22 protein-coding genes and 1 pseudogene are annotated in these 22,365 nt (G+C 62.7%); 18 read left to right on the top strand and 5 right to left on the bottom strand.

The genetic code is table 11. The features are described 5' to 3' along the window. Window positions 1-124: 124 nt before the first annotated feature. The 4 genes from HNP00_RS18490 to HNP00_RS18475 form a co-directional block, all read right to left on the bottom strand. Window positions 125-1,714 (bottom strand): long-chain fatty acid--CoA ligase, encoded by a 1,590-nt coding sequence (locus HNP00_RS18490; protein ID WP_184741192.1) that lies wholly within the window; start codon window positions 1,712-1,714, stop codon window positions 125-127. Window positions 1,715-1,795: 81 nt separating this feature from the next. Continuing rightward, entirely contained in the window at window positions 1,796-2,251 is a 456-nt protein-coding gene (locus tag HNP00_RS18485; RefSeq protein WP_184741191.1) for a MaoC family dehydratase, read from the bottom strand. A gap of 40 nt (window positions 2,252-2,291) precedes the next feature. After that, complete coding sequence (locus HNP00_RS18480; RefSeq protein WP_184741190.1) at window positions 2,292-3,188, bottom strand: amidohydrolase family protein; 897 nt, start codon at window positions 3,186-3,188, stop codon at window positions 2,292-2,294. 6 nt (window positions 3,189-3,194) lie between these two features. Then, a complete protein-coding gene (locus tag HNP00_RS18475) occupies window positions 3,195-4,130 on the bottom strand; it encodes an SDR family NAD(P)-dependent oxidoreductase (RefSeq protein WP_184741189.1) in 936 nt (311 codons plus the stop codon). 224 nt (window positions 4,131-4,354) lie between these two features. Here HNP00_RS18475 and HNP00_RS18470 point away from each other — a divergent pair, with 224 nt between their 5' ends. The 3 genes from HNP00_RS18470 to HNP00_RS23485 all read left to right on the top strand — a co-directional run bounded on the left by HNP00_RS18470 (window position 4,355) and on the right by HNP00_RS23485 (window position 6,959). Then, window positions 4,355-5,677 (top strand): MFS transporter, encoded by a 1,323-nt coding sequence (locus tag HNP00_RS18470; protein WP_184741188.1) that lies wholly within the window; start codon window positions 4,355-4,357, stop codon window positions 5,675-5,677. Window positions 5,678-5,711: 34 nt separating this feature from the next. Further along, window positions 5,712-6,500, top strand: a complete 789-nt coding sequence (locus tag HNP00_RS18465; protein WP_184741187.1) for an alpha/beta hydrolase — start codon at window positions 5,712-5,714, stop codon at window positions 6,498-6,500. Between the two features lie 198 nt (window positions 6,501-6,698). Then, on the top strand, window positions 6,699-6,959 hold the full coding sequence (locus HNP00_RS23485; protein ID WP_260405055.1) for a hypothetical protein: 261 nt from the start codon (window positions 6,699-6,701) through the stop codon (window positions 6,957-6,959). A 213-nt stretch (window positions 6,960-7,172) separates the two neighbouring features. On the opposite strand, the pseudogene HNP00_RS23480 reads toward HNP00_RS23485, so the two are convergent. Further along, a pseudogene (locus tag HNP00_RS23480) lies at window positions 7,173-7,818 on the bottom strand (aldehyde dehydrogenase family protein). A gap of 163 nt (window positions 7,819-7,981) precedes the next feature. Between HNP00_RS23480 and HNP00_RS18450 the strand changes: the two are divergent. The 15 genes from HNP00_RS18450 to HNP00_RS18380 all read left to right on the top strand — a co-directional run bounded on the left by HNP00_RS18450 (window position 7,982) and on the right by HNP00_RS18380 (window position 21,731). Beyond that, entirely contained in the window at window positions 7,982-8,536 is a 555-nt protein-coding gene (locus tag HNP00_RS18450) for a SipW-dependent-type signal peptide-containing protein (protein ID WP_260405054.1), read from the top strand. Between the two features lie 9 nt (window positions 8,537-8,545). Further along, on the top strand, window positions 8,546-9,181 hold the full coding sequence (locus tag HNP00_RS18445; protein WP_184741185.1) for a SipW-dependent-type signal peptide-containing protein: 636 nt from the start codon (window positions 8,546-8,548) through the stop codon (window positions 9,179-9,181). Further along, the gene (locus HNP00_RS18440) at window positions 9,178-10,482 is read left to right on the top strand and encodes a signal peptidase I (RefSeq protein WP_184741184.1); all 1,305 of its coding nucleotides are present in this window, start codon (window positions 9,178-9,180) and stop codon (window positions 10,480-10,482) included. The genes HNP00_RS18445 and HNP00_RS18440 overlap by 4 nt, the downstream gene beginning before the upstream one ends. Further along, window positions 10,482-11,030: a hypothetical protein gene (locus tag HNP00_RS18435; protein ID WP_184741183.1), complete on the top strand. Its 549-nt coding sequence runs from the start codon at window positions 10,482-10,484 to the stop codon at window positions 11,028-11,030. Before HNP00_RS18440 ends, HNP00_RS18435 begins: the two co-directional genes overlap by 1 nt. Before the next feature lie 168 nt (window positions 11,031-11,198). After that, complete coding sequence (gene ftsH / locus HNP00_RS18430; protein WP_184741182.1) at window positions 11,199-13,268, top strand: ATP-dependent zinc metalloprotease FtsH; 2,070 nt, start codon at window positions 11,199-11,201, stop codon at window positions 13,266-13,268. Window positions 13,269-13,278: 10 nt separating this feature from the next. Next, complete coding sequence (gene folE, locus HNP00_RS18425) at window positions 13,279-13,950, top strand: GTP cyclohydrolase I FolE (RefSeq protein ID WP_184741181.1); 672 nt, start codon at window positions 13,279-13,281, stop codon at window positions 13,948-13,950. Window positions 13,951-13,958: 8 nt separating this feature from the next. Continuing rightward, window positions 13,959-14,864, top strand: coding sequence for a dihydropteroate synthase (gene folP / locus HNP00_RS18420; protein ID WP_184741180.1), 906 nt, complete (start codon window positions 13,959-13,961; stop codon window positions 14,862-14,864). Window positions 14,865-14,893: 29 nt separating this feature from the next. Next, entirely contained in the window at window positions 14,894-15,253 is a 360-nt protein-coding gene (folB, locus tag HNP00_RS18415) for a dihydroneopterin aldolase (RefSeq protein ID WP_184741179.1), read from the top strand. Next, window positions 15,250-15,789, top strand: a complete 540-nt coding sequence (gene folK / locus HNP00_RS18410; protein WP_184741178.1) for a 2-amino-4-hydroxy-6-hydroxymethyldihydropteridine diphosphokinase — start codon at window positions 15,250-15,252, stop codon at window positions 15,787-15,789. Before folB ends, folK begins: the two co-directional genes overlap by 4 nt. 3 nt (window positions 15,790-15,792) lie before the next feature. Then, entirely contained in the window at window positions 15,793-16,314 is a 522-nt protein-coding gene (locus HNP00_RS18405) for a DUF3180 domain-containing protein (protein WP_184741177.1), read from the top strand. After that, the gene (locus HNP00_RS18400) at window positions 16,295-16,807 is read left to right on the top strand and encodes a PH domain-containing protein (protein ID WP_184741176.1); all 513 of its coding nucleotides are present in this window, start codon (window positions 16,295-16,297) and stop codon (window positions 16,805-16,807) included. Before HNP00_RS18405 ends, HNP00_RS18400 begins: the two co-directional genes overlap by 20 nt. Further along, complete coding sequence (locus HNP00_RS18395; protein ID WP_184741175.1) at window positions 16,804-18,306, top strand: PH domain-containing protein; 1,503 nt, start codon at window positions 16,804-16,806, stop codon at window positions 18,304-18,306. The genes HNP00_RS18400 and HNP00_RS18395 overlap by 4 nt, the downstream gene beginning before the upstream one ends. Continuing rightward, the gene (locus tag HNP00_RS18390; protein WP_184741174.1) at window positions 18,299-19,249 is read left to right on the top strand and encodes a Rossmann-like and DUF2520 domain-containing protein; all 951 of its coding nucleotides are present in this window, start codon (window positions 18,299-18,301) and stop codon (window positions 19,247-19,249) included. The genes HNP00_RS18395 and HNP00_RS18390 overlap by 8 nt, the downstream gene beginning before the upstream one ends. A 2-nt stretch (window positions 19,250-19,251) precedes the next feature. Further along, entirely contained in the window at window positions 19,252-20,154 is a 903-nt protein-coding gene (panC, locus tag HNP00_RS18385) for a pantoate--beta-alanine ligase (protein WP_184741173.1), read from the top strand. A gap of 128 nt (window positions 20,155-20,282) precedes the next feature. Next, window positions 20,283-21,731, top strand: coding sequence for an MDR family MFS transporter (locus tag HNP00_RS18380; RefSeq protein WP_184741172.1), 1,449 nt, complete (start codon window positions 20,283-20,285; stop codon window positions 21,729-21,731). The last annotated feature ends 634 nt before the right edge of the window (window positions 21,732-22,365 follow it).

Genomic DNA, 22,365 nt, shown 5'->3' with positions numbered 1-22,365 from the left:
ACGTAGAGATACTTCGTCGTATCGTGCCGCTCTGGCGAGTGGACGGCATCGCCGATAGCACAGCACAGCACAGCACAGCAAAACGGGTCCCTGCCTTCATTTCGTCCACGGCCATGTCTTGTCCTTAAGAGCCGTCATCTTCGACGGCACGGGATGTGGGGTGGAGTCCGGTTCCTTTACTTTCCGTGTACGAGCCGCGCAAGGCCGCTTTGCGGATCTTTCCACTGGCTGTCCGTGGCAATTCCTCCACGACCACTAAAGACTTGGGGATCTTGTAACGGGCTACCCGCCCGTCCAGGTGTGCCCGGACGTCGTCTTCGGTGATAGTGAAACCATCGCGCACGGTAACGACGGCCCGCGGGACCTCGCCCCACTTCTCGTCCGGAATGCCGATGACTGCAACACCGCTTACTCCTTCGAGCTCGATGATGATCTGTTCCACTTCGGCCGGATAGATATTCTCCCCGCCGGAGATGATCATGTCCTTGAGCCGGTCCGAGACGTACACGAAGCCTTCCTCGTCCTTGTGTCCCATATCGCCCGAGCGAAACCACCCGCCGTCGACAAAACTGCTCTCTGTGGACTCCGGCCGGCACCAGTATTCACGGATGACATTTGGACCTTTCACCTGGATCTCCCCGATAGCATGGGGTTCCTGAATGGTGCCGAGCGGGTCCGCGATGCGCACATCGGTGAAGAAATGCGGCAGACCCACCGAACCCATTTTCTCCCTGCTCCTATCCGGTTGCATGCTGGTGGCACCAGGCGCAGTCTCGGTCATGCCGTAACCGCCGGAGAAGGACAACCCACGGTTCTCGTATGCTTCCATCACGCGGACCGGTACAGCGGAACCGCCGCAAGTGAGCTTGTTCAATGAACTGATGTCAGTAGATGCCCACGCTTCGTGTCCGGCCAGCATCTGGTAGGTTGTCGGGACGCCGCCGATCATGGTGGCACGGTATATCTCGATCAGGGACAACGCCCGGCCGGGGACAAACCCTGGTTCAAGCAGGACCGTTCCGCCTTTGAGCAGCACCGGCAGGACCGCCATGCCCAATGAGGCAACGTGGAACATCGGAGAGATCACCAGCACGACGTCAGTGCTGAGCACGTCATAGTCCACCAGCACATTGTAGGAGTTCCAAGTGATGTTGCCGTGGGTCAGCACAGCACCCTTAGGACGTCCCGTAGTGCCCGAGGTGTAGAGGATCATTGCGGTGTCGTCCAGGGCTACCTGGATGTCGATGCGATCAGCGGAAGCAGTTGCCAGCACCTCCGAATAGTCTTCCGCGCCTTTCCCGGTCGGACTTGATTCCGTATCCCGGACAACAAATCGATGCCGAACGTCCGTGTCGGTGCTGCCCGTGCGGGCCAGTCCCTCCAGGTTTTCGGCGTTGATCAGGGCGACGGATCCCGAATCCTGCAGTGCGAACTGGATTTCCGGCAGAGCGAGCCTGGTGTTCAGGGGTACGAAAATGGCCCCGAGCGTGCCTACGGCGAAAAAAGTCTCCAGGAACGAGGGATGGTTTTCGCCGAGATAGGCCACGCGGTCGCCGCGCTGTACGCCGCGGGAACGCAACGCATTGGCCAGCCGGTCTACCCGTTCGGCCAGCTCACCGTAACTGATGGCGGAGTCGCAGAAGATTAAAGCGGTCTTGGTGGCGGATTTGTGCCTGCGTCGTTGCATCCACGAACCCACACCTTGGTTGTCCATGTGAACCGGGCCTTCCTGTGATGAGAGGATCGTTCGACGGCGGTTGGCCGGCGTTGCCGAACGCCCGCCGTCGAACGTTCCCTAGGCATAAAAGCGGTAAAGCGAGTGTGCGACGACGGCTGGCTTGGTGCCGCCTTCAACTTCGATGATCTGGTCCACGCCGATCTGAACGCACCCGGCGATTTCGCTGACATCCGCGATGGTTGCGCCCATACGGATCTTTGAGCCCACTTTTACCGGGGACGGGAAGCGGACCTTTTCCAACCCATAGTTGACCTTGGTCTTCACTCCCGTAACGTCCAGCAGCTCCGTCCAGAACGGGATGGCCAAGGATAGCGTGAGGAAGCCGTGCGCGATAGGTGCGCCAAAAGGGCCGTCCTTGGCCTTTTCCGGATCTGTGTGGATCCACTGGTGGTCGCCCGTGGCGTCAGCGAAAGTGTCGATTTGTTCCTGGGTCACTTCGATGTAACCGGTATAGCCCAAGTCGTGGCCTTCCATGCCGGCCAGTTCTTCGAAAGTTACAGTTGTGGTGCTCATGATGCTCCTTGAGTGTTGGGGATGACCGGGAAGGGGCCGGTCATGGCGAGGATTGCTTGTCTAATCCCAGCAGCCGCGCAGCGTTGTCCTTGAGGATCTTTGGCCGAACCTCGTCCTTGATCGCGAGGGAAGCGAAGTCGTTCATCCAGCGGTCGGGTGTGATCAGTGGGAAGTCGGAACCGAACAGCACCTTGTTCTGCAGGACTGAGTTTGCCTGTTGGACCAGCTTCTCGGGGAAGTACTTCGGTGACCAGCCGGAAAGGTCGATCCACACGTTTGCCTTATGTGTGGCTACGGCAATGGCCTCGTCCTGCCATGGCACTGAAGGGTGCGCCATGATGACCTGGAACTCCGGAAAGTCCGCCGCCACGGCGTCGAGCAGCATCGGATTGGACAGACCCAGTTTGAAGCCGAATCCGCCTGGCAACCCGGAACCGATGCCTGCCTGGCCTGTGTGGAAGACGGCTGGGAGACCAAAGGACTCCAATAGCTCCCACAGCGGGTAGAACTGCTGATCCGACGGATTGAAGTTTTGCACTGTCGGGTGGAACTTAAACCCGCGTACGCCGTAATCCCTTGCCAGCAGCCGAGCCCTTTCAAGGGCTTCCGCGCCGGTGGTGGGATCCACGGAACCGAAAGGAATCAGCACGTCGTTGTTGCGGGCAGCGCCCAACGCGATTTCTTCACTGCTATTGGGCAAATGGCCCAATGCCCGGCGGGCATCCACCGTGAAGACGACGGCGGCCATCTTCCGTTCACGGTACATCCGGGCGATATCGTCCAAACCCGGTCGGGGGCCGTCCGTCTTGAAGTACCTGCTTGCCGCGTCGATGAGTTCCTGTGGCAGGGCGTTGTGCCCGCGGCCGTCCACTTCCACGTGGACGTGCATGTCAATCGCCGTCAGCGAAGCAACGTCCAAAGCGGATACGTAGCTCATGGCGCTTTACCTAGCCGGTGCCGGTTCGGGACGCAACTCTGCGGGCAACTCCGGGAACGTCTCGCCGACACCCTGAAGCCTATCGCCGAAAAGACGGTTAAAAGAGGAGGCGAGCTCCTCACAGCTCCAGCCGCCGTCGTGGTATTCGGTAGCCACGGCTTCGGGGTGGGACCAGAGCTGCAAACGGTCACCGCCCACGCCGATCGCCTGCCCGGTAATCTTCCCGCCCGCGTCGGAGGCGAGGAATGCCACCAGCCCTGCGACGTCGGACGCTGTGCCAAAACCGAGGTCCTTCCGGAAAAAGTCCGGCATCGCTTCGCCGCGGGCAGAAGCCTGGACAGCCTTTTCAAAGAAGGGAATGGATTCCGTCATCGCAGTGGCTGCCACGGGGATCACCACGTTGGCGGTCACATTGGATCGCTTCATTTCAAGGGCCCAGGTACGCACCATACCCACAATTCCCGCCTTGGCAGCGGCGTAGTTAGTTTGGCCGAAGTTGCCGCGCTGCCCGGTGGGAGACCCGATGGCAATAATGCGCCCCGCCACACCTTTTTCCTTGAAATAGCCGAAAGCCTCACGGACGCAGGTAAAAGTGCCGCGCAGGTGAACATTGATGACCAGATCAAAGTCTTCATCGGTCATCTTCAGCAGAGACTTGTCCCGCAGCACACCTGCGTTGGTCACCAGAATGTCCACGCGTCCGAAAGTCCCGACGGCTGTGCTCACCAACTCTTTGGCGGTCGCCGCAGAGCCCACGGCCCCCGTGGCGGCAACCGCCTTGCCGCCCGCAGCGACAATACTTGCCACTGCTTCGTCCGCAACGGCCTCGTCAACATCATTAATCACCACGGCAGCGCCCTGCCGCGCAAGCTCCTGGGCATATGCCAAACCCAATCCCCGGCCACTGCCAGTGACGATTGCAACTTTTCCTTCGAGGATCATCTCTCTCCTTGGGGTTCTGCGGTGCACGGCGATTCCGTACACCTCCGTCGCGCACCAGGCTGACCTCAATGACAGCCCATATAGTTCAACATGTCAATCATTCGAAATAAAATTATTCTAATCTTGACTGTTACAGAATCGATGTAGCACGATGTCTGGACGCCGACACAGGCCGACCAGTACGTTCTGCGCGTTCGGCAATCCGACTACAAAGGAGTATTCGCATGTCCAAGTCAGACAAAGGTAGGCCAGCACCGAATGCATGGTGGGTCGGTATCGTCTGCGGCCTGGCGACATTTGTGGACACCGGCATCACGACCGGGATTCCGATCGCGCTGGTGCTGTTCCAGGCCCTCAAGCCCGACATGCCGGGCCTCACCCCAAACGACGTCGGTCTGCTCACCGGCGCCCTCACCGCGGGCGTGGCGATCGGATCGCTGTTGGGCGGCAGGTTGGGCGACCGCTGGGGCCGCCGCACGGTTTTCATCGCCACAATGGCTCTCACCGCCGTCGGCGCCGCCATTCCTCTCCTCGATGCGACCTTTCCGACCCTCCTCATCGGCGTCACTTTGATCGGAATCGGCGTGGGGGCGGATCTCCCGGTCGCGCTGGCAACGATCTCCGAGGCGGCGACGGACCGAAATCGCGGCAAGATCTTGGTTTTCTCCAACTTGCTGGGCGGTTTCGGCATCCTCCTCGCTGTGCTGCTGGCCATCAATTTCGGCGCCACCGGCCCCACAGGCGGACTGGTCATCTTCGGTACCTTCGCGGCGGTGGCCCTCGGTGTACTCCTGCTGCGTCTGACGATTCCTGAATCCGCGGTCTGGCTAGCTGCGCGCAACGAGCGCCGCGCTGGAATCCACACTGTTCGTGCTGAGCTTGTCCGTCTGCGCGACTTCGGGCAGACCCCGTACCGTCGTCCGTTCTTGACCCTGATCGGCTATTACGTGCTTGCCGCGATGGCCACCAGCGTAGCGGGAAGCTTCGGCACCTTCGTCGCGGTCAACGTCACAGGCGCCTCGATCGCGGAGTACAACTCGTGGACCACTCTCGCGATGCCCGCCGCAATCGTCGCCGCGATCTGGTTTATGGCCGTCGTGGACACGAAACTTCGGATGTCCTATTACGTGGTGGGCTCCTTTGGAGTTGTCGTCGCGAACCTGCTTCCCGTCGTCTTCGGATTCAGCCTTCCCATGCTCATCGTCAGTACGGTGGCCACAGTGTTCTTCAGTGCCTTCTGCTTCGAGACGATCATGAAGGTCTGGACCCAGGAATCGTTTCCGACAATGCTGCGGGCAACGGCGCAAGGAACTGTCTACGCAATCTCCCGGTTCGCGACCGCAGGTCTGAACATCGTGACGCCGGCGCTCGTCTTGCTCAATCCGAGCGCACTCTACATCGGCGTGTCAGTCCTCGCAGCAACAGGGTTCTTCATCGGCTGGCTCGGTTTCCGCCGGAACGCCCGTAACGAATTCGACCTCGAGTCGGCGCTTGTCTCGCCGGAGGTGGAACCCGAACCTGACACCCCTAATTCTGTCAACGCCTAAACACGGCGCGACCATCCATTCCGAGGGAGCAATCATGACCGTGATTCGGCCGTTTCAGACCACCGTAGACGGGCTCCGCTTGCGCGGCACCCACTACTCACCATCGCCCCACCAGCCGGGCCCGACCGCAGTGCTCTTCCACGGTTTCGGGAACTCGCGGGTGGAAACAACCCGGCTGTTCGTCACTCTTGCACGTCAACTCGCAGCGAATGGCATCGGAGTGATCGCCTATGACCGCGCCGGCCACGGCGAGAGCGACGGAGAGTTCTTCGACACCACCGTCTCTCTGGACGTCCGTCAGGCGCACCAGGTCCTGGCGGCCATCGCTGACCTCGACGCCGTCGATGCGGGCAATCTGCATCTGGTCGGCATGAGTCTGGGATCAGTCATCGCTTCCACCGTCGCGGCGGAGTCCGCGCTGCCGCTCCGCTCGGTCACTATGTGGTCGACTGCGGCGATGTTCGCGGACGAGATCCGCGGCGGCACCCTGCAGGGACAATCGTTGGAAACCTTGGATTCCGAGGGATACTTCGACTTCCTCGGCATGCGGATGGGTCCGGCGATGCGAGAGGACGCAGTATCGTTCGACGTCTACGGCCGCGCATCCGGCTACGCCGGGCCGGTCCGTCTGCTTCACGGAACGGCGGACTTCATTCCGTTGTCCTACGCCGAGCGCTACCTGCAGGTCTATGGCGACCGCGCCGAGCTGATCGTCGTGGACGGCGCCGACCACGGTTGGGCACAGTTCCCTCAACGTGACCTGGTGATCTCCCACACCGTGGATTTCATCAGCCAGGAAGCGGCACGGATGGTGGGCGAATGACGGACACGGGATGCGGGGAGGGCCTATCCCTACAAAGCGGAGTGTCCGTCTCGAGGGCCATCTCGGCCTAGTATCCGTACCGGGCGGAGTGCGCCCCGTTCGAATCCCGGTACATCAGCGAGCAGCGACTCGTCACTTGTCGAGTTCGGTTCGCTGCCCTTGGGAGAGAAGGCAGTCACGGGGTTTCTCCTGCAAGGCATGATCATCGACGTGCTCGACGTTGACGGCGACGCCCCCGTGTTGGCCGGCGCCACGGAAGACACGGGGCTGTACATGTGCGGTACCATCCGGCTCATGGACGCCGTCCGCCGCAGCTGGACCGAGCGCGGGCTGAGCTATCCCAATCTCCGCTTTGAGACTTTCGGCAACAGCGGTTGGTATGACCCGGAGGAATTCGTCGTCAAGGTCCCGAGCCTGGGACTACAGGTTCTTGTGGGGCCATCGCGACGTCTTCTATAGTTCACGCCAGAAGAACGCCACGGAGAAAATGGCGTGCTGCGTCTCAGGGGCAGTCACCTCAAAGACCGGCCTGGCTGCTGAGGCCTCCCCCAGTGGTCCGGCGATAGTGACCATGGAAATTAGCTGACGAGCGAAAAGGAGGGGCCACCTACCATCTTTCGGTAGGTGGCCCCCCTCCTTGGGAGATAATCAATCCCCGAAGATCGCCTGATCTCAGTGAGCGGCCGCCGCTTCGTCCAGGTGCGCGATCGAGCGCTTGTCTTGGAAGGCCCGGATGCCTTCGATGCCCTGTTCGCGTCCCATCCCGGACTGTTTCATGCCGCCAAAGGGTGCTCGGAGGTCCAGGCGGGTCGCGCCGTGGTCGTTAACCCAGACATGGCCGCAGACGAGCCGTGCACCAACGCTGTTCGCCCTGTCTGCATCCGCGGTCCACACGGACCCTCCCAGTCCGCCCCAGGAATTGTTGGCGGCGGCGATCGCTTCGGCTTCGGTGTCGAACGGGATGAGGGGAATAACCGGTCCGAACTGTTCCTGGGTGACCACTCGCAGCTCCGGGGATCAGCTCTTCCACAAATTCCTTTTGCGCGGGGGAGTGCAACGGACCCATCGTGGTTCCTTCGTCGAGACCGTAACCGATGACAACCTTGTCGAGCCGGGCAGAGAGCCCGGCAACGAGTTCATCCAGGCGCGAGCGGTGCACGTAGACTCTTTTGCCATTCATGCAGATCTGGCCCGTGGAATCGAAGATTGCCACACACAGCCGAGCTAAACGGACATCGTCCAGGACAGCGTCCTCAAGGAAGATCGCAGCATCATTGCCGCCAAGTTCGAGAGTGGTCCGGGTAAGTCGGTCGCCCAAAGGGGAGGCCGACTTCTTCTTTTAACTCATTCGGGGAGGGCTGTCGATAAGGGGCAATTTGCGTGTTAGCGTTCAGCTCAAATAGTCGTTTGACTTGACCTGGGGGGGCATTTTGAATATGGATTCGGTTTCATCGTCAAGGCGTGGGAAGGTCCGGGCACTTTTGGCTGGCGGTTTGGTTCTAGGGGTCGGCGCCGCAGTGGTGTTGGCTGCCTGGAACGATTCCGAGTTCGCCACCGGAACCTTCACGGCGGGTACCTTCAATCTTCAGGGAAGCACGGACGGCACGGCCTACTCGGATCATGCGGCCTCTCCGGGAGCGACCCTGCCATTCACCCTCAACCCAGCCAATCTGGCGCCTGGGGACACTGTCTACGCACCCTTCGCGGTGCGGCTGGCGGCCAATACCACCACGGGGTCCACCGTCACGGTGAACACCGCCACTGCCACCGGGTCGGTAGCTAACCTGAGCTACGAACTCCTTGAAACTACGTCCTTCGGCTGCTCTAGCGGCACCACGGGAACCGAACTGGTGCCAGCGGGAACCGCACTCAACGGTGCACTGAGCGGTGTCACCTTCAACCTCAACGCCGGCAGCCCCACGAGCAATCCCGGCGGCGCGGTGTTCCTTTGCTTCAAAGTGACCGCAGCGGCAGGGCTGGTCCAGGGGCAAAGCGGCACGGCCACGTGGCAGCTCGCCGGGGCTTCAACTTCCTAATCAGCGACCATGACCGGACGCAGGACGGCTCGTCAGCCAGGGAAGGTCCGCCAGCCGTTCCTCCGTGTGCGCGCCATCTTGGCCGGAGGACTGGTCCTGGGCGTTGGAAGTGGTCTGACCCTTGCTGCGTGGAATGATTCCGAGTTCGCTTCGGGAACCTTCACGGCCAGCTCCTTCCAGATCGAATCCTCCATCAATTCCGGGGGGACTTGGCTGGCACACCCTGCTGCCGGCTCAGCCGCGATCCTGGCCTTCAATCCCGCGGGAATGTCACCAACATCAGTCAATTACGCCCCTATCTGGGTCCGCACCACGGCTGGATCGCTTTCCGGGTCCTTGGCACTCCAAGGCGCCACCGCTACCGGCAATGCCTCCTTGGCAGCTGCCTTGGATTACAGGGTGGTGCGCTACTCGTCGGGAACATGCGATTCCAGCCAATTCACCGCCGGGGCAAGCTACATCGTGGGTTCGTCGGCTTCGAAGGTGCCGCTAACCACCTCCGGGGCAGCAACCGCGGTGGCCGCGAGCTTGGCCAGCCCCACGCAGCTATGCTTCGAAATCACCATGAAAGCGTCCGCAGACAACGCCCTGCAAGGCACGAATGTCAATGTCACGTGGGAAATCAAGGGGACCTCGGACTCATGACTGTAACCCTGGCGCCGGCAAGACCGCAGAGGAAACGCAGCAATAGCAGGCGCCCAGCCGACGTCGTACGGGAGACGCTCCTTAACCTCGCAGCGATCGGCGGCGCGATCTGTATCCTCCTGACGCTGGCCGCCGTCTTTTTCCACATCACGCTCATCATGTTCAAGACCGGCTCGATGTCGCCCACCATCCCCACTGGATCGCTCGCGGTCGTGCGGGAAGTCCCGGTGTCGGAGGTCCGGATTGGAGACGTCGTCACGGTGGACCGTCCAGGGCAGCTGCCCGTCACCCACCGGGTCACTTCTTCGCGCATGATCGCCGGCGGCATGGCCGTCCTCACGCTCAAGGGCGACGCCAACCATGTGGAGGATCCTGCACCCTACACCGTCTCCAAAGTCCGCACAGTGCTCTATTCGGTGCCGGGAATTGCCTACGTTGTTGCCGGTGCATCGAACCCTTGGGTGCTGGGCGGCACTACGCTTGGCGTCGCTGCATTGGTGACTTGGGCGCTGTGGCCCAGGCCGGAGGGAGCCAGGCCGGACGGCGCCCGGCCGGGGAGAGCCCGGCGGGCGCGGCACAAGGGGGGGTCCATGATTGGACGTGCGAGCCGCTGGCGCTCTGCCGCGGCAGCCGTCGCGGTGTCGCTGGGTCTGCTTACCGCCGCACCGGCATACGCTACGGCAGACGGGCCGGACTTGATATTGAGGCACGGCGGCAACAATCCGCCAGCAGTCCTCGCACCCGGGTCCACCAGCAGATGGAGCATCGGGGTGACGAGCAGGGCGGTGACGCTGCACGATTTGCGGATGCGGCTGCGGGCTGAGGGCGCGCTTGGGCAACTTGCCGTACCGGACTCCTTGGCGCGACTTGTCACCGTGGACGTACGCAGTTGCCGCACGGAGTGGGTGTCGGGGGCCTGCCCGTCTGGCGAAAACACCGTCATTTCGGCGACGACGCTTTCTTCCCTCAGTGACTTGGGCACGGTCAGTCTCGCAAATCCCGACGGAGGAATCCCGGCCGGCGTCGAGCTGCTGCTCACCGTCACATTGTCGCCTGCGGCCGGCAACAGCGTACAAGGGCTTTCAACGAGGATTGCCGCGCGGGTGGATGCCGCCGGAGAGCCGGAACCGGCGAAGGAGTTTCCAACGATCGGCCTCCCTGATACGGGATTCCGCTTGGGCATTTTTGCGCTACTTGGCCTGGGTGCCGTCCTGGCGGGAGCCTTCGCGTCGAGGCTCGCCGGTGCGCGAGCCGTTGCAGCCGGTGCCACGACGCCTGCCCGTGGGCCGGGTGAGGACTGATGAAGACACCCGAACGGCGAAGGGGGTTCGCGCATTTTCCTGGCCTGAGGCCAGCCGTCGCGGTGGCCGGAGTTGCGGCGGCCCTGCTGGGCCTTCCGGCCGGAACCTCGGCAAGCGATGCGAGCTGGACGAGTTCAGAGTTCGGCACCGGCGCTCTGACGGCGGCCACCATTCCACCTCCCGTGATGATCAGCCCCTGTACACTCAGCCCCGGCGCGGCCGGGACCGACCCGGTGATCACGGTCAACTGGCAATTCCCGGCGGGAACAGGGTATGGGGTACCGGCAAACGTCAATTACTACGTAGCAAACGGGGGATTGCTTTCAAACCTGACGGCCGTGACTCCGGGAAGCAGCCTGGCCACCACCGGCCCCGTTAATGGGGTGTACACGACGCAGTTCAAATCGGGAGTCCTGAGCGGATTGCTCGGCGGAACATTCGGCGTCTATCTGCAGACGAAGGACGGCACGGGATGGGTCTCCACACGTGCCACGGCAAACGCTTCCATGGGACTGGCCGGAAGCAATCCGGTGTGCACGGTGAGCTAGGAGCTTGCACAAGTACACGTCTGTGTACGCCTAGAGGGAACTTTTGCCCCTTACTATGCGTGAATCACTCCGAACGGTGTAAAGCTAGAAACTGACGCAGCACCACACGCGCGCAGAAGCTGCGCCGTGCAGCACTACCAGGAGGGACGGGGCGGAGCCCCCGAACAGATGAAAGCTAAGAGTTTCTTCAAGGGCCCGGGCATCTGGATTGTTGTCGTAGTCGGCTTGCTCCTGGTGGCATTTGCAACCCTTGCCCCCGGCGGATCAACCCGTATCGACACCGATAAGGGCCTTGCGCTTCTTGCACAAAGCGGGAAAGTGGAGCAAGCCAAGATCTACGACGCCGAGAACCGCGTTGATCTGACGCTGAAAGACAACCTGGTGATCGACGGCCAGGATAAGGGCAAGAACGTCCAGTTCTTCTATGTCACCCCTCGCGGCGGAGACGTCGTCAAGGCTGTCACCAACGCCCAGCCAGCCAAGGGCTTCACTGACCAGCCCGTTGAGAACAACTGGTTCTCCGGACTGTTCTCGCTCCTTGTCCCGGTGCTCCTTCTGGGCGTCCTCTTCTGGTTCCTGCTCTCGCGGATGCAGGGCGGCGGCTCCAAGGTCATGCAGTTCGGCAAGTCCAAGGCCAAGCTCGTCAACAAGGACATGCCACAAGTGACCTTCTCGGATGTCGCCGGTGCGGACGAAGCCGTTGAAGAGCTCCAAGAAATCAAGGAATTCCTCGCGGAACCAGCGAAGTTCCAGGCAGTCGGCGCAAAGATCCCCAAAGGCGTGCTCCTCTACGGTCCTCCGGGCACTGGCAAGACCCTCCTGGCCCGCGCAGTCGCTGGTGAGGCCGGCGTCCCATTCTTCTCCATCTCCGGTTCGGACTTCGTGGAGATGTTCGTCGGTGTCGGTGCTTCGCGTGTCCGGGACCTCTTCGAGCAAGCGAAGGCCAACGCGCCGGCCATCATTTTCGTTGACGAGATCGACGCCGTTGGCCGTCACCGCGGTGCCGGCATTGGCGGCGGCAACGACGAACGCGAGCAGACCCTGAACCAGCTCCTGGTCGAAATGGACGGCTTCGACGTCAAGACCAACGTCATCTTGATCGCTGCGACCAACCGACCGGACGTCTTGGACCCCGCTTTGCTCCGGCCAGGCCGCTTTGACCGGCAAATCACCGTGGAAGCCCCGGACTTGGTTGGTCGTGAACAGATCCTGAATGTCCACGCCAAGGGCAAGCCGATGGCGCACGGCGTCGACCTCAAGGGCGTCGCCAAGAAGACCCCTGGCTACACGGGTGCAGACCTCGCCAACGTGCTCAATGAGGCCGCCCTCCTCACTGCCCGGTCCAATGCCAACCTGATTGACGACCGTGCACTGGACGAGGCAATCGACCGCGTCATGGCCGGTCCGCAGAAGCGCAGCCGCGTCATGAAGGAAATGGAGCGGAAGATCACCGCTTACCACGAAGGTGGCCACGCTTTGGTGGCGGCAGCCCTTCGAAATTCCGCACCGGTCACCAAGATCACCATCCTGCCCCGCGGCCGCGCCCTCGGCTACACCATGGTGGTCCCCGAGGACGACAAGTACTCGATCACCCGTAACGAACTCCTTGACCAGATGGCCTATGCGATGGGTGGCCGCGTCGCCGAGGAAATCGTCTTCCACGACCCCTCCACGGGCGCCTCGAACGACATCGAAAAAGCCACCGGAACAGCCCGCAAGATGGTCACCCAGTTCGGCATGAGTGAGCGCATCGGCGCCGTGAAGCTTGGTGTTGGTGGCGGTGAGCCGTTCCTCGGCCGGGACATGGCACAGGAACGCAACTACTCGGACTCCGTGGCGTACATCGTTGACGAGGAAGTGCGCCGCCTCATCGACCAGGCCCACGACGAGGCCTATGCCATCCTGACCGAGAACCGCGACGTCCTGGACCAGTTGGCCCTCGAACTGCTCGAGCGCGAAACGCTGAATCAGTCCGAGATCGCCTACATCTTCCGGGACATCCGGAAGCGGGACTTCCGCGAGGTATGGCTCTCCAAGGAATCCCGTCCGGTCCAGACTATTCCGCCGGTGGAGTCCCGCGCGGAGAAGGCCGAGCGCGAGGCACAAGAACAAGCCAAGAATGCTCGTCTCGAAGAACCTCTGGACGCACAGCCGCCGCATCCGCAGGGCGTCGGCAGCCAGGAGTCATTCACGGGTCACGGACCTGACGCGGGCACCGACGTTTCGCAACACAGCTAAGCTTTCTGCTGTGACTCACATCGACGACGACGACTTCAGCAGTGCCGCAAGTGATGCCTTCGGCGGTTCGGGCGAGGGGAAATCCTCAGACAGCCACGGCCATGGACACCACTCGCACAAGGTCGACCGCCCGCGCATTGAGGCGGCTGTCCGCGAGATCCTCATTGCGGTGGGCGAGGACCCGGACCGTGGTGGACTGCTGGACACGCCAAAGCGCGTTGCCAAAGCTTATGCCGAGGTCTTCGCGGGCCTGCACCAGGATCCCGAGCATGTTCTGTCCACGACGTTCGACCTCGACCACGAGGAACTCGTGTTGGTCAAGGACATCCCGTTCTACTCCACGTGCGAACACCACTTGGTACCATTCCACGGCGTCGCGCACGTTGGGTATATCCCTTCCCACGATGGCAAGGTGACGGGCCTGAGCAAGCTGGCCCGCCTCGTGGACATTTACGCCCGCCGTCCCCAGGTTCAGGAACGCCTGACCACCCAGATCGTCGAAGCGCTCGTGACCCACCTCAAGCCCCGGGGAGCGATCGTCGTCATCGAATGTGAACACATGTGCATGTCCATGCGTGGCATCCGCAAGCCCGGCGCCAAGACCGTCACCAGCGCAGTGCGCGGGCAACTTCATGACCCGGCCACCCGCGCCGAAGCCATGAGCCTCATACTCGGAAGGTAACAAAGACCATGGATTCCCTCGCAGCAGCACCGGGAACAGGCCCGGCAACCAGCCCACTGCCTATCCTCCGCAAACCCCGTCCAGCCGCCCGCTTTGCGGACCTGCCGGCCGACCGTACGCTTGTCATGGGAATTCTCAACGTCACTCCGGATTCCTTCAGCGACGGCGGTAAGCACCCCACGGCGGATACGGCGATAGCGCACGGCTTGCGCATGTTGTACACGGGTGCGGACATCATCGACGTCGGCGGCGAATCAACCCGCCCGGGCGCCGAGCCTGTCTCCCCCGAAGAAGAGCAGCGGCGCGTCCTGCCGGTGATCCAGGCCCTCGTTAAGGCTGGAGCGCTCGTCAGCATCGACACGACGCACGCGTCGACGGCCGCAGCGGCCGTCGACGCCGGGGCCGCGATCATCAACGACGTTTCCGGGTTGAGCATCGAACCGGAGATGGCCGAGCTCGTCGCACGCTCCAAGGTGCCCTATGTCCTGACGCATCGCCGGGGCGACGCCGAGACCATGAACAGCCTTGCCGACTACGGCAATGTAGTGGAAGAGGTCATCGACGAGCTCAGGGGCGTCCGCGACAAGCTCTATGCGGCAGGTGTGTCACCGGAACAGATCATTGTGGATCCGGGCCTGGGCTTCTCCAAGGACGAGGACCAGAACTGGCAACTCCTCAAGTACATCGGCAAGCTTGATGAACTTGGCCACAGGGTCCTGATAGGAGCTTCCCGCAAGCGCTTCCTCGGAACGCTCCTGACCGTTGCCGGCAAGGCGGCGGCACCGGAGGAACGGGACCATGCCACGGCTGCCATCACGGCAATCAGCGCTGCTAACGGCGCCTGGGCCGTGCGAGTCCACGACGTCGGCCCCAGCCTTGACGCTGTCAAGGTTGCCGCGCGCGTCAGACACTAAGCTTCGTGAGCAAAGGGGGAGGAATCGGTTTGGACAAGATCACACTCACCGGCGTGACCGCCGTCGGGCATCACGGCGTCTTCGACTTCGAGCGCCGGGACGGACAACCGTTCGTCGTTGACGCGGTGCTGTATACCGATTTCAGCAAGGCCGCGGAAACCGACGACTTGCAGCACACGGCACACTACGGTGAAGTGGCCGAGTACATTACGTCCCTCATTACGGGCGAGCCACTCAACCTGATCGAGGCCCTCGCGGTGCGCATCGCCGAAGGCATTTTGGCCGCCTTCAACGTCGCCGCCGTCGATGTAACCGTCCACAAACCCAAGGCTCCCATCGAAGTGCCGTTTGGCGACGTCACCGTCAGTGTCCACAGGGAGCGTGCATGACCTCCCGTTTCACGAAAGCCATCCTGGCGCTCGGCAGCAATCTGGGCGAGCGGAACGATACCCTGTCCACCGCCGTCGCAGACCTTGTGGACCGCCCGGAAATCCGCATGCTTGGCGTCTCTCCCGTGGTCCAGACAAAGGCCGTGGGCGGACCCGTGGGGCAGCCGGACTTTCTCAACATGGTGATCGCCGTTGAAACCACCCTTGCGCCGCTCGACCTGCTGCAGCACTGCCACGACGTCGAGCAAAAGCACCATCGGGTCCGCGAAGTTCGCTGGGGTCCGCGCACGTTGGACGTGGACATCATCGTTTACGGGGACCTCACCAGCGACGACGAAACCCTGACCCTGCCACATCCTCGGGCTGCGGAGCGCGCCTTCGTGCTGTATCCATGGGCCCTCCTGGACCCTGCCGCGCGGCTCAACGGCGAGAGTGTCGCCGAACTGGCCGCCAAAGCCGAGGACTTTCCCGGGCTTCGACCGTTCGATGGTTTCGACGGGTCCGGCAGCGTCGCTGCCGCTGGAGCGGTGGAATAGCCCATGAAGGCCATGCGTCCGCTCTTGTTGGCGATCATCACCGTCGTTCTCGCCGCAGTTGGCTGGCTGGCGTCCGTGCTCACCACCCGATACAGCATGGCGACGCCGGTACTTCCTCCTTCCGCCTTGGTGACCATGGGTGTCATCGTCGTGCTCACGTTGATCATGGGCATCCGCGTCCTGCGCTGGCGCAGCGGCAAGAAGAAGACGATGCTCAACCCCATCCTGGCCGCGCGAACCCTGCTCCTAGCCCAAGCCTGCGCTTACGCGGGCACCGTGCTGCTCGGCTGGCACGTGGGAATCGTGTTGGAGCAACTCCGGATCTGGAGCCTCCGCAGTGATCAGGGCATCTTCTGGCTTGCGCTGATCATGGGCGGCGGCGGGCTTATCATGACCATCGTCGGGATCGTGGTGGAACGGTTCTGCCGGATCCCCCCGGAAGATCTCGAAGGCGGCGCCGGCGTCCAGGATAAGCGCCGCGGCGAGGCCAAGGGCGAAGGCGAGTATGCATACCGCGGCGATTGACCCTCCTGGTATCCACTGGCTGCGCGTATCGCCCAGATACGTGACCGTGCGGCTCGTCGAGTGGGCCTTTGGCAACGTGCTCATGGTCGCCGTCTTCAGCCTGCCCTTGCTCTTCGTGCAACTGGGGTGGTGGAAGTGGCCGCCGCTGTGGTTCGCCATCGCCGTCCCAGCGGCCTTTCTGCTGCTTGCCCTGTGGAGGCTCGTGTTGATTCCGCGGCAGGTGAGAGCCATCGGCTATGCAGAACGCGACGACGACCTCTTGATCCGCCGCGGCATCTTCTTCCAGCGGACCATGGTGGTTCCCTACGGCCGGATGCAGTACGTCGATGTTGCCGTTGGACCCGTCGAACGCCTTCTCGGGCTGTGCACCCTCAAACTCCACACCGCCGCGGCCGGAACCAATGCCCATTTGCCCGGACTCCCTGCCGCTGAAGGCGCACGGCTGCGCGAGCAGCTTTCGGCCCGCGGTGAAGCGAGGCTGGCCGGGCTGTGACCCAGGATCAGACCGCCGTCGACGGCGACTGGCACCGTGTGCACCCGGCGTCGCCGTTCGTACGGGGATGGGTGGCACTCGCCGCGATCGTTTATTTCTTTGGCCGCGACACCTTCGAACGGGCACTCCAGGGCCGCGGAACCATTGGCGACAATTTCAACGAGCGCACGCTCTGGCTCTTGGCCGGGGGCGCCCTCGTGCTGTTGCTGGCCTTGGGATCCTTCGTCCTCAGCTGGTACTTCACGCGCTATCAGCTTGCGGAAGGCTACGTCAGGGTCAACACCGGTTTCCTGTTCAAACAGCAACGCCAGGCCCGGCTGGACCGGGTCCAGGCCATCGACATCGTGCAGCCGCTGCTTGCCCGTATTTTCGGCCTCGCCGAGCTGAAGTTCGAGGTCGCCGACGCCGGCCACTCGGCCGTGCGGCTCTCTTACCTCAAGCTCGCGCAGGCCAAGCAACTCCGTGCAACGATTCTGGGCCGGGCGGCCGGCATTGCAGACGGGAGCGAGACGGTCGAGGTACCTGAGGCTCCTGAACAGGTGGTGCTTTACCTCCCGCCCGGAAGGCTTGTCGGTTCGCTGATCCTGAGCGAGCAGAGCTTCTTCATCGTGCTCAGCGCCATCGCGTCCGTGATGATTTCCGTGCTGACCGAGTCCCGGGCGTTCATCCTCTACTTGATTCCGGCGATCCTCGGCCTGGGTACGGCTTACTGGCGCTCGTTCAACAAGGGCTACAACTTCACGGCGGCGATTTCCCCAGACGGAATCCGCCTGCGTTACGGGCTCCTGGATACCCAGGCCCAGACTGTGCCGCCGGGCCGGATCCAAGCGGTCAAGGTCACGCAGCCCCCGTTATGGCGCATCCTCGGCTGGTATCGGATCCACGTCAACGTCGCCGGCTACGGTGAACACCACCGCAGCGAAGCCGAGCACCGCACCATGCTGCTTCCCGTCGGCCGGAAGTTCGAAGTGATGATGATGCTCTCGCTCGTCCTGCCCGATCCCGGGATCACCGACCCGGAACGCGTGTTCACGGCCGGCTTGACTGGCCTGGATTCCGACGCCGGTTTCATCACCACGCCAAGGCGTGCCTGGATTCTTTCCCCGTTGGGCTGGCGACGAAACGGTTTCCTTGCCACGGATACGGCCTTGCTGCTGCGCTCCGGGCGTTGGTGGCGGAAGTTGGTAGTGGTTCCACATCAGCGGACACAGTCCATGGCCCTCCACCAAGGTCCGTTGGCCCGGCTGTTCGGTGTGGCCGACCTCGTACTCCACACGACCCCCGGTCCGGTGGCACCCAGGCTCATCCAGGCAGCCACCGACGAAGCAGTCGGCTTGTTCGACCAGCAGGCGGCCCGTGCCCGGGCGGCTCGCAAGCTTCAGAGCAGTGAGCAATGGCTGGCCCAGCTTCCGCCCGCGGCGTTGCCGGTGCTCCCAGCCCCGCCAAACACGGTCTCAGTACAGCACGTACCAAATCAGGAGGAACCACACCATGGCTAGGCCAGGACGACTCGGCGTTGGAATCATTGGCGCCGGCAAAGTGGGTGCCGTCCTGGGTGCGGCTTTGCGCGCAGCCGAACACGCCGTCGTCGGGGTTTCCGCGGTCTCGGAGGCGAGCCGGGAGCGGGCGGAAACGTTGCTTCCCGGGGTCCCCGTCCTGGAGATCCAGGACATTGTGGAACGGGCAGAGTTGGTGCTGCTGGCCGTCCCGGACGACGCCCTCGGCGAACTCGTGGAAGGACTGGCGAAGCTCGGAGCGTGGCAGCCCGGACAACTGGTAGCGCACACTTCCGGCCGCTTCGGCGTCGGAATACTGAAGCCGGTCCGCGCCGCCGGTGCCATTCCACTCGCCCTCCACCCTGCCATGACGTTCACGGGCATGAGCCTGGACCTGACCCGGCTCATGGACTGCACGTTCGGCGTTACTGCCGACGCCGCCATGTTGCCCATCGCCCAGGCCCTCGTGGTGGAGATGGGTGCCGAACCGGTGGCCATCGCCGAGGCCGATCGCACGCTCTACCACGCAGCGCTTGCCCACAGTTCAAACCATATGGTCACGCTCGTTGCACAGGCCTCCCAGCTGCTGCGCGAGATCGGCGTCGATACCCCCGAGCGAATGCTCGGCCCCTTGCTGCGCGCCACCTTGGAGAACGCGCTGGCCTCAGGCGAGTCGGCGTTGACCGGGCCCGTGGCCCGCGGAGACGTGGGAACAGTGTCCGCTCACACCGAGGCCCTCAAGGAGTACGACGCCGGTGCCGGCGGCGATGTCCTTGCCGCTTACCAGGCCATGGCCCAGGCCACTGCCCGTCGAGCGGTCAACCGTGGGCTGCTCAAGGAAGGCCAGCTCGGCGAGATCAACAACGCCTTGGAAGGCTCAAGTACGCCCGACAACGGCGAAGACCGTCCAGGCAGCGACGCTGCCGGGATGCAGGAAGGAAACTGAGAATGGCCATCAAACTTGTGACCACCGCATCGGAACTGCGGAACGAAAGCGCTCGGTTGCTCGCAGAAAAGCGCGGCCACTCGCAAGGCCTCGTCCCTACCATGGGTGCTTTGCACACCGGGCATGCAGCGCTGGCCCGCGCCGCCGTCGAACAGAACGACGTCGTGGTGGCCTCCATCTTCGTGAATCCCTTGCAGTTCGGAGAGGCCGCGGATCTTGAACGCTACCCGCGCACCCTTGATGCGGATATGACACTCCTCGACGCCGAGGGCGTGGACCTCGTCTTCGCCCCTTCAGTTGACGAGGTCTACCCCGGCGGGGAGCCGCTGGTCCGTGTGACGTCGGGGCCGCTCGGCGAGAAATGGGAGGGCGCTTCCCGTCCCGGCCATTTCGACGGCGCCCTCACGGTAGTCGCCAAACTGCTGCACTACGGCCTGCCCGGGGGTCCAGCCGTCGACGGCGGTGCTGCCGCGTACCGCGCGTACTTCGGCCAGAAAGACGCCCAGCAGTTGGCTCTCGTGAAGCGGATGGTGGCGGATCTCAGTTTTCCGGTGGACATCGTGGCAGTGCCCACCGTGCGCAATGCGGAAGGACTGGCGCTTTCCAGCCGGAACCGTTTCCTTTCCGACGAAGAACAGGAGGCGGCCTTGGTGCTGTCCCGCGCCCTTCGCCTTCTTGAGTCCCGAGCGCTGGCGAACGAACCGCTGGGGCTTGACTCCGCCGTCGCACTCGTTGAATCGCAGCCCCTCGTGAAGCTGGACTATTTCGACGTCGTCGATCCCGCCACGCTGGAACCGCTCGCCGAAAACTGCCAGGACACTCCGTTCCGGGGAGAAGGGCTCGCGATCATCGCGGCGAAGGTAGGACCTGTGCGGTTGATCGACAACTTGCCGCTGAATTCCTGAACTTCCGGTGGTCGGCTCACAAACGTTTGGATTAACTGCTGACGGGAATGCCGTTGAGGCTTAGACTGTTGCAGTCTTCACCGGCGCCGAGCGCCGGATACCACCGCACCCAAAGCTGAGGGATCCTCATGTCTACCGATGTCACGTCAGACGCGCACGGCAACCCCGTGCCGGGAACGGGGACACAAAAAGCCAGCGACAAGATGTCGCGGGAGTCTGTCACCGTTATCGTCACGCTTCTGGTCGCCACCTTCGTGGTGATCCTCAACGAGACCATCATGAACGTTGCCTTGCAGCGGCTCATGACGGACCTCAACGTTGACGCACCCACGGTCCAATGGCTCTCCACGGGATTCATGCTGACCATGGCCGTGGTCATACCCACCACGGGTTTCATCCTCCAGCGCCTCACCACTCGAGCTGCGTTCCTCCTTGCGATCGGACTCTTCAGCGGTGGCACACTGCTCGCGGCCCTGGCCCCGGGGTTCGGCGTGCTCCTCTTGGCGCGAATCGTCCAGGCGGGTGGCACGGCAATCATGTTGCCGCTGCTGATGACCACCATCTTGACGCTCGTTCCCCTGTCCCGCCGCGGTGCGGTGATGGGCAACGTAACCATCGCGATCTCGGTTGCGCCGGCTTTGGGTCCCACGGTTTCCGGCATCATCCTGGACCACTTCTCGTGGCGATTCATGTTCGTCTTCGTGCTGCCCGTCGCTTTGCTGGCGATGGCCATCGGTGCCCGATTCCTGACCAACGTGGGCGAACGCGGCAACGTGAAGCTGGACTTCGCCTCAGTGGTCCTGACCGTCCCGGCCTTCGGTGGTCTGGTCTATGGACTGAGCCAGATCGGTGGCCACAGCGGTGCAACGGCCTTGCCGATTGCTGCACTGGTGATGGGCGTCTTGTGCATGGTGGTGTTCGTTTTCCGCCAGCTCAAGTTGCAGAAGTCGGACGCGCCTCTGCTTGACCTGAGGGCTTTCAACTTCCGCATGTTCACGGTGTCAGTCCTCCTCATGGTGGTTGCCATGATGGCCCTCTTTGGCGGCGTGATCCTGCTTCCGCTCTACCTCCAGAACGTCCTCCACTTGCAGCCGATGGAGACGGGCCTGGCACTCCTTCCGGGAGGCTTGGCGATGGGCTTGCTCGGCCCGGTGGTCGGCAGGCTGTTCGACAAAGTCGGCCCGCTCCCTCTGACCGTGACGGGTTCCGTGCTGCTGGTCCTTGCTCTCTGGCAGTTCTCGATGCTTACGGCGGGCAGCCCGTTGTGGTGGGTCGTCGTCCTTTACGCGGTGCTCAGCTTGGGACTGGCCTTGCTGTTCACGCCCGCGTTCACCACGGGCCTCAACCCGCTCCCGCCGCACCTCTACTCGCATGGCTCGGCCATCATGAGCACGCTGCAGCAGGTAGCCGGCGCCGCAGGTACAGCCCTCCTGGTCTCGATCTTCGCCGTGGTGTCCGCCGGGTCCGGTTTTGTGGCCGGAATGCAGGCCGCCTTCCTGACGGCCACCTTTATTGCGGTGGTTGCCGTGGTGCTTTCTGCCATGATGCGTAAGACCGACGGAGCAGCGGGGCATTAGATCGCTTGCCTATTTGCTGGGTTCGACGCTCGCTAGAGTTCGACGGCCGCTAGAGTTCGACGGCGCCGCATCACTTTCCGTGATGCGGCGCCGTTTTGCCGGGTGGCGGTTTGGTGCGCTGCCCTGTGCCGCTGTGGCGGCGGTGAAGCCCGGGATTCATGTGACGCACAGCATGTTTGTGGTTTGCCGTCCGAAAGGGCTTCAATCTGGTAGCGCTGGGCCCGAAATCGGCGTGTTTTACGGAGTTTCGGGGCGCGGGAGGTGACATCTGGGTGAATTTGCGTGGGGTCTTGGTGGTGTGTAGAGTAGTTCGAGTCGCCGCCGCTGGTGCGGAAAAATTGCGACAGACTCCCTTTCAAATGGAAACCAGTTCTTGGTTCGCTTTTGTGTGTTCCGGTGCGGTTTCCGGGGGTCCCGGATGGTGTTTTGTCCGGCGTGGTTCCCGGGTTCGGGAGTTGTGCCGGGAGGGCTGGTCTGGTAAGTTTGGAAAGTTGCTCCGGAGCGATCCTGGACCTTTTGTGGGTGTGGGTGGTGTCGGGTGTGTCTGTTGTTTGAGAACTCAATAGTGTGCCAAGTTTGTTGATACCGATTTGTTTTTATGAATTGGTTGTTTTGGCTGGTCCTGTGTCACCTC

The organism is Arthrobacter sp. AZCC_0090, assembly GCF_014207375.1.
Classification (GTDB): Bacteria; Actinomycetota; Actinomycetes; order Actinomycetales; family Micrococcaceae; genus Arthrobacter.
This window is presented reverse-complemented; position numbering and strand designations above follow the sequence as displayed.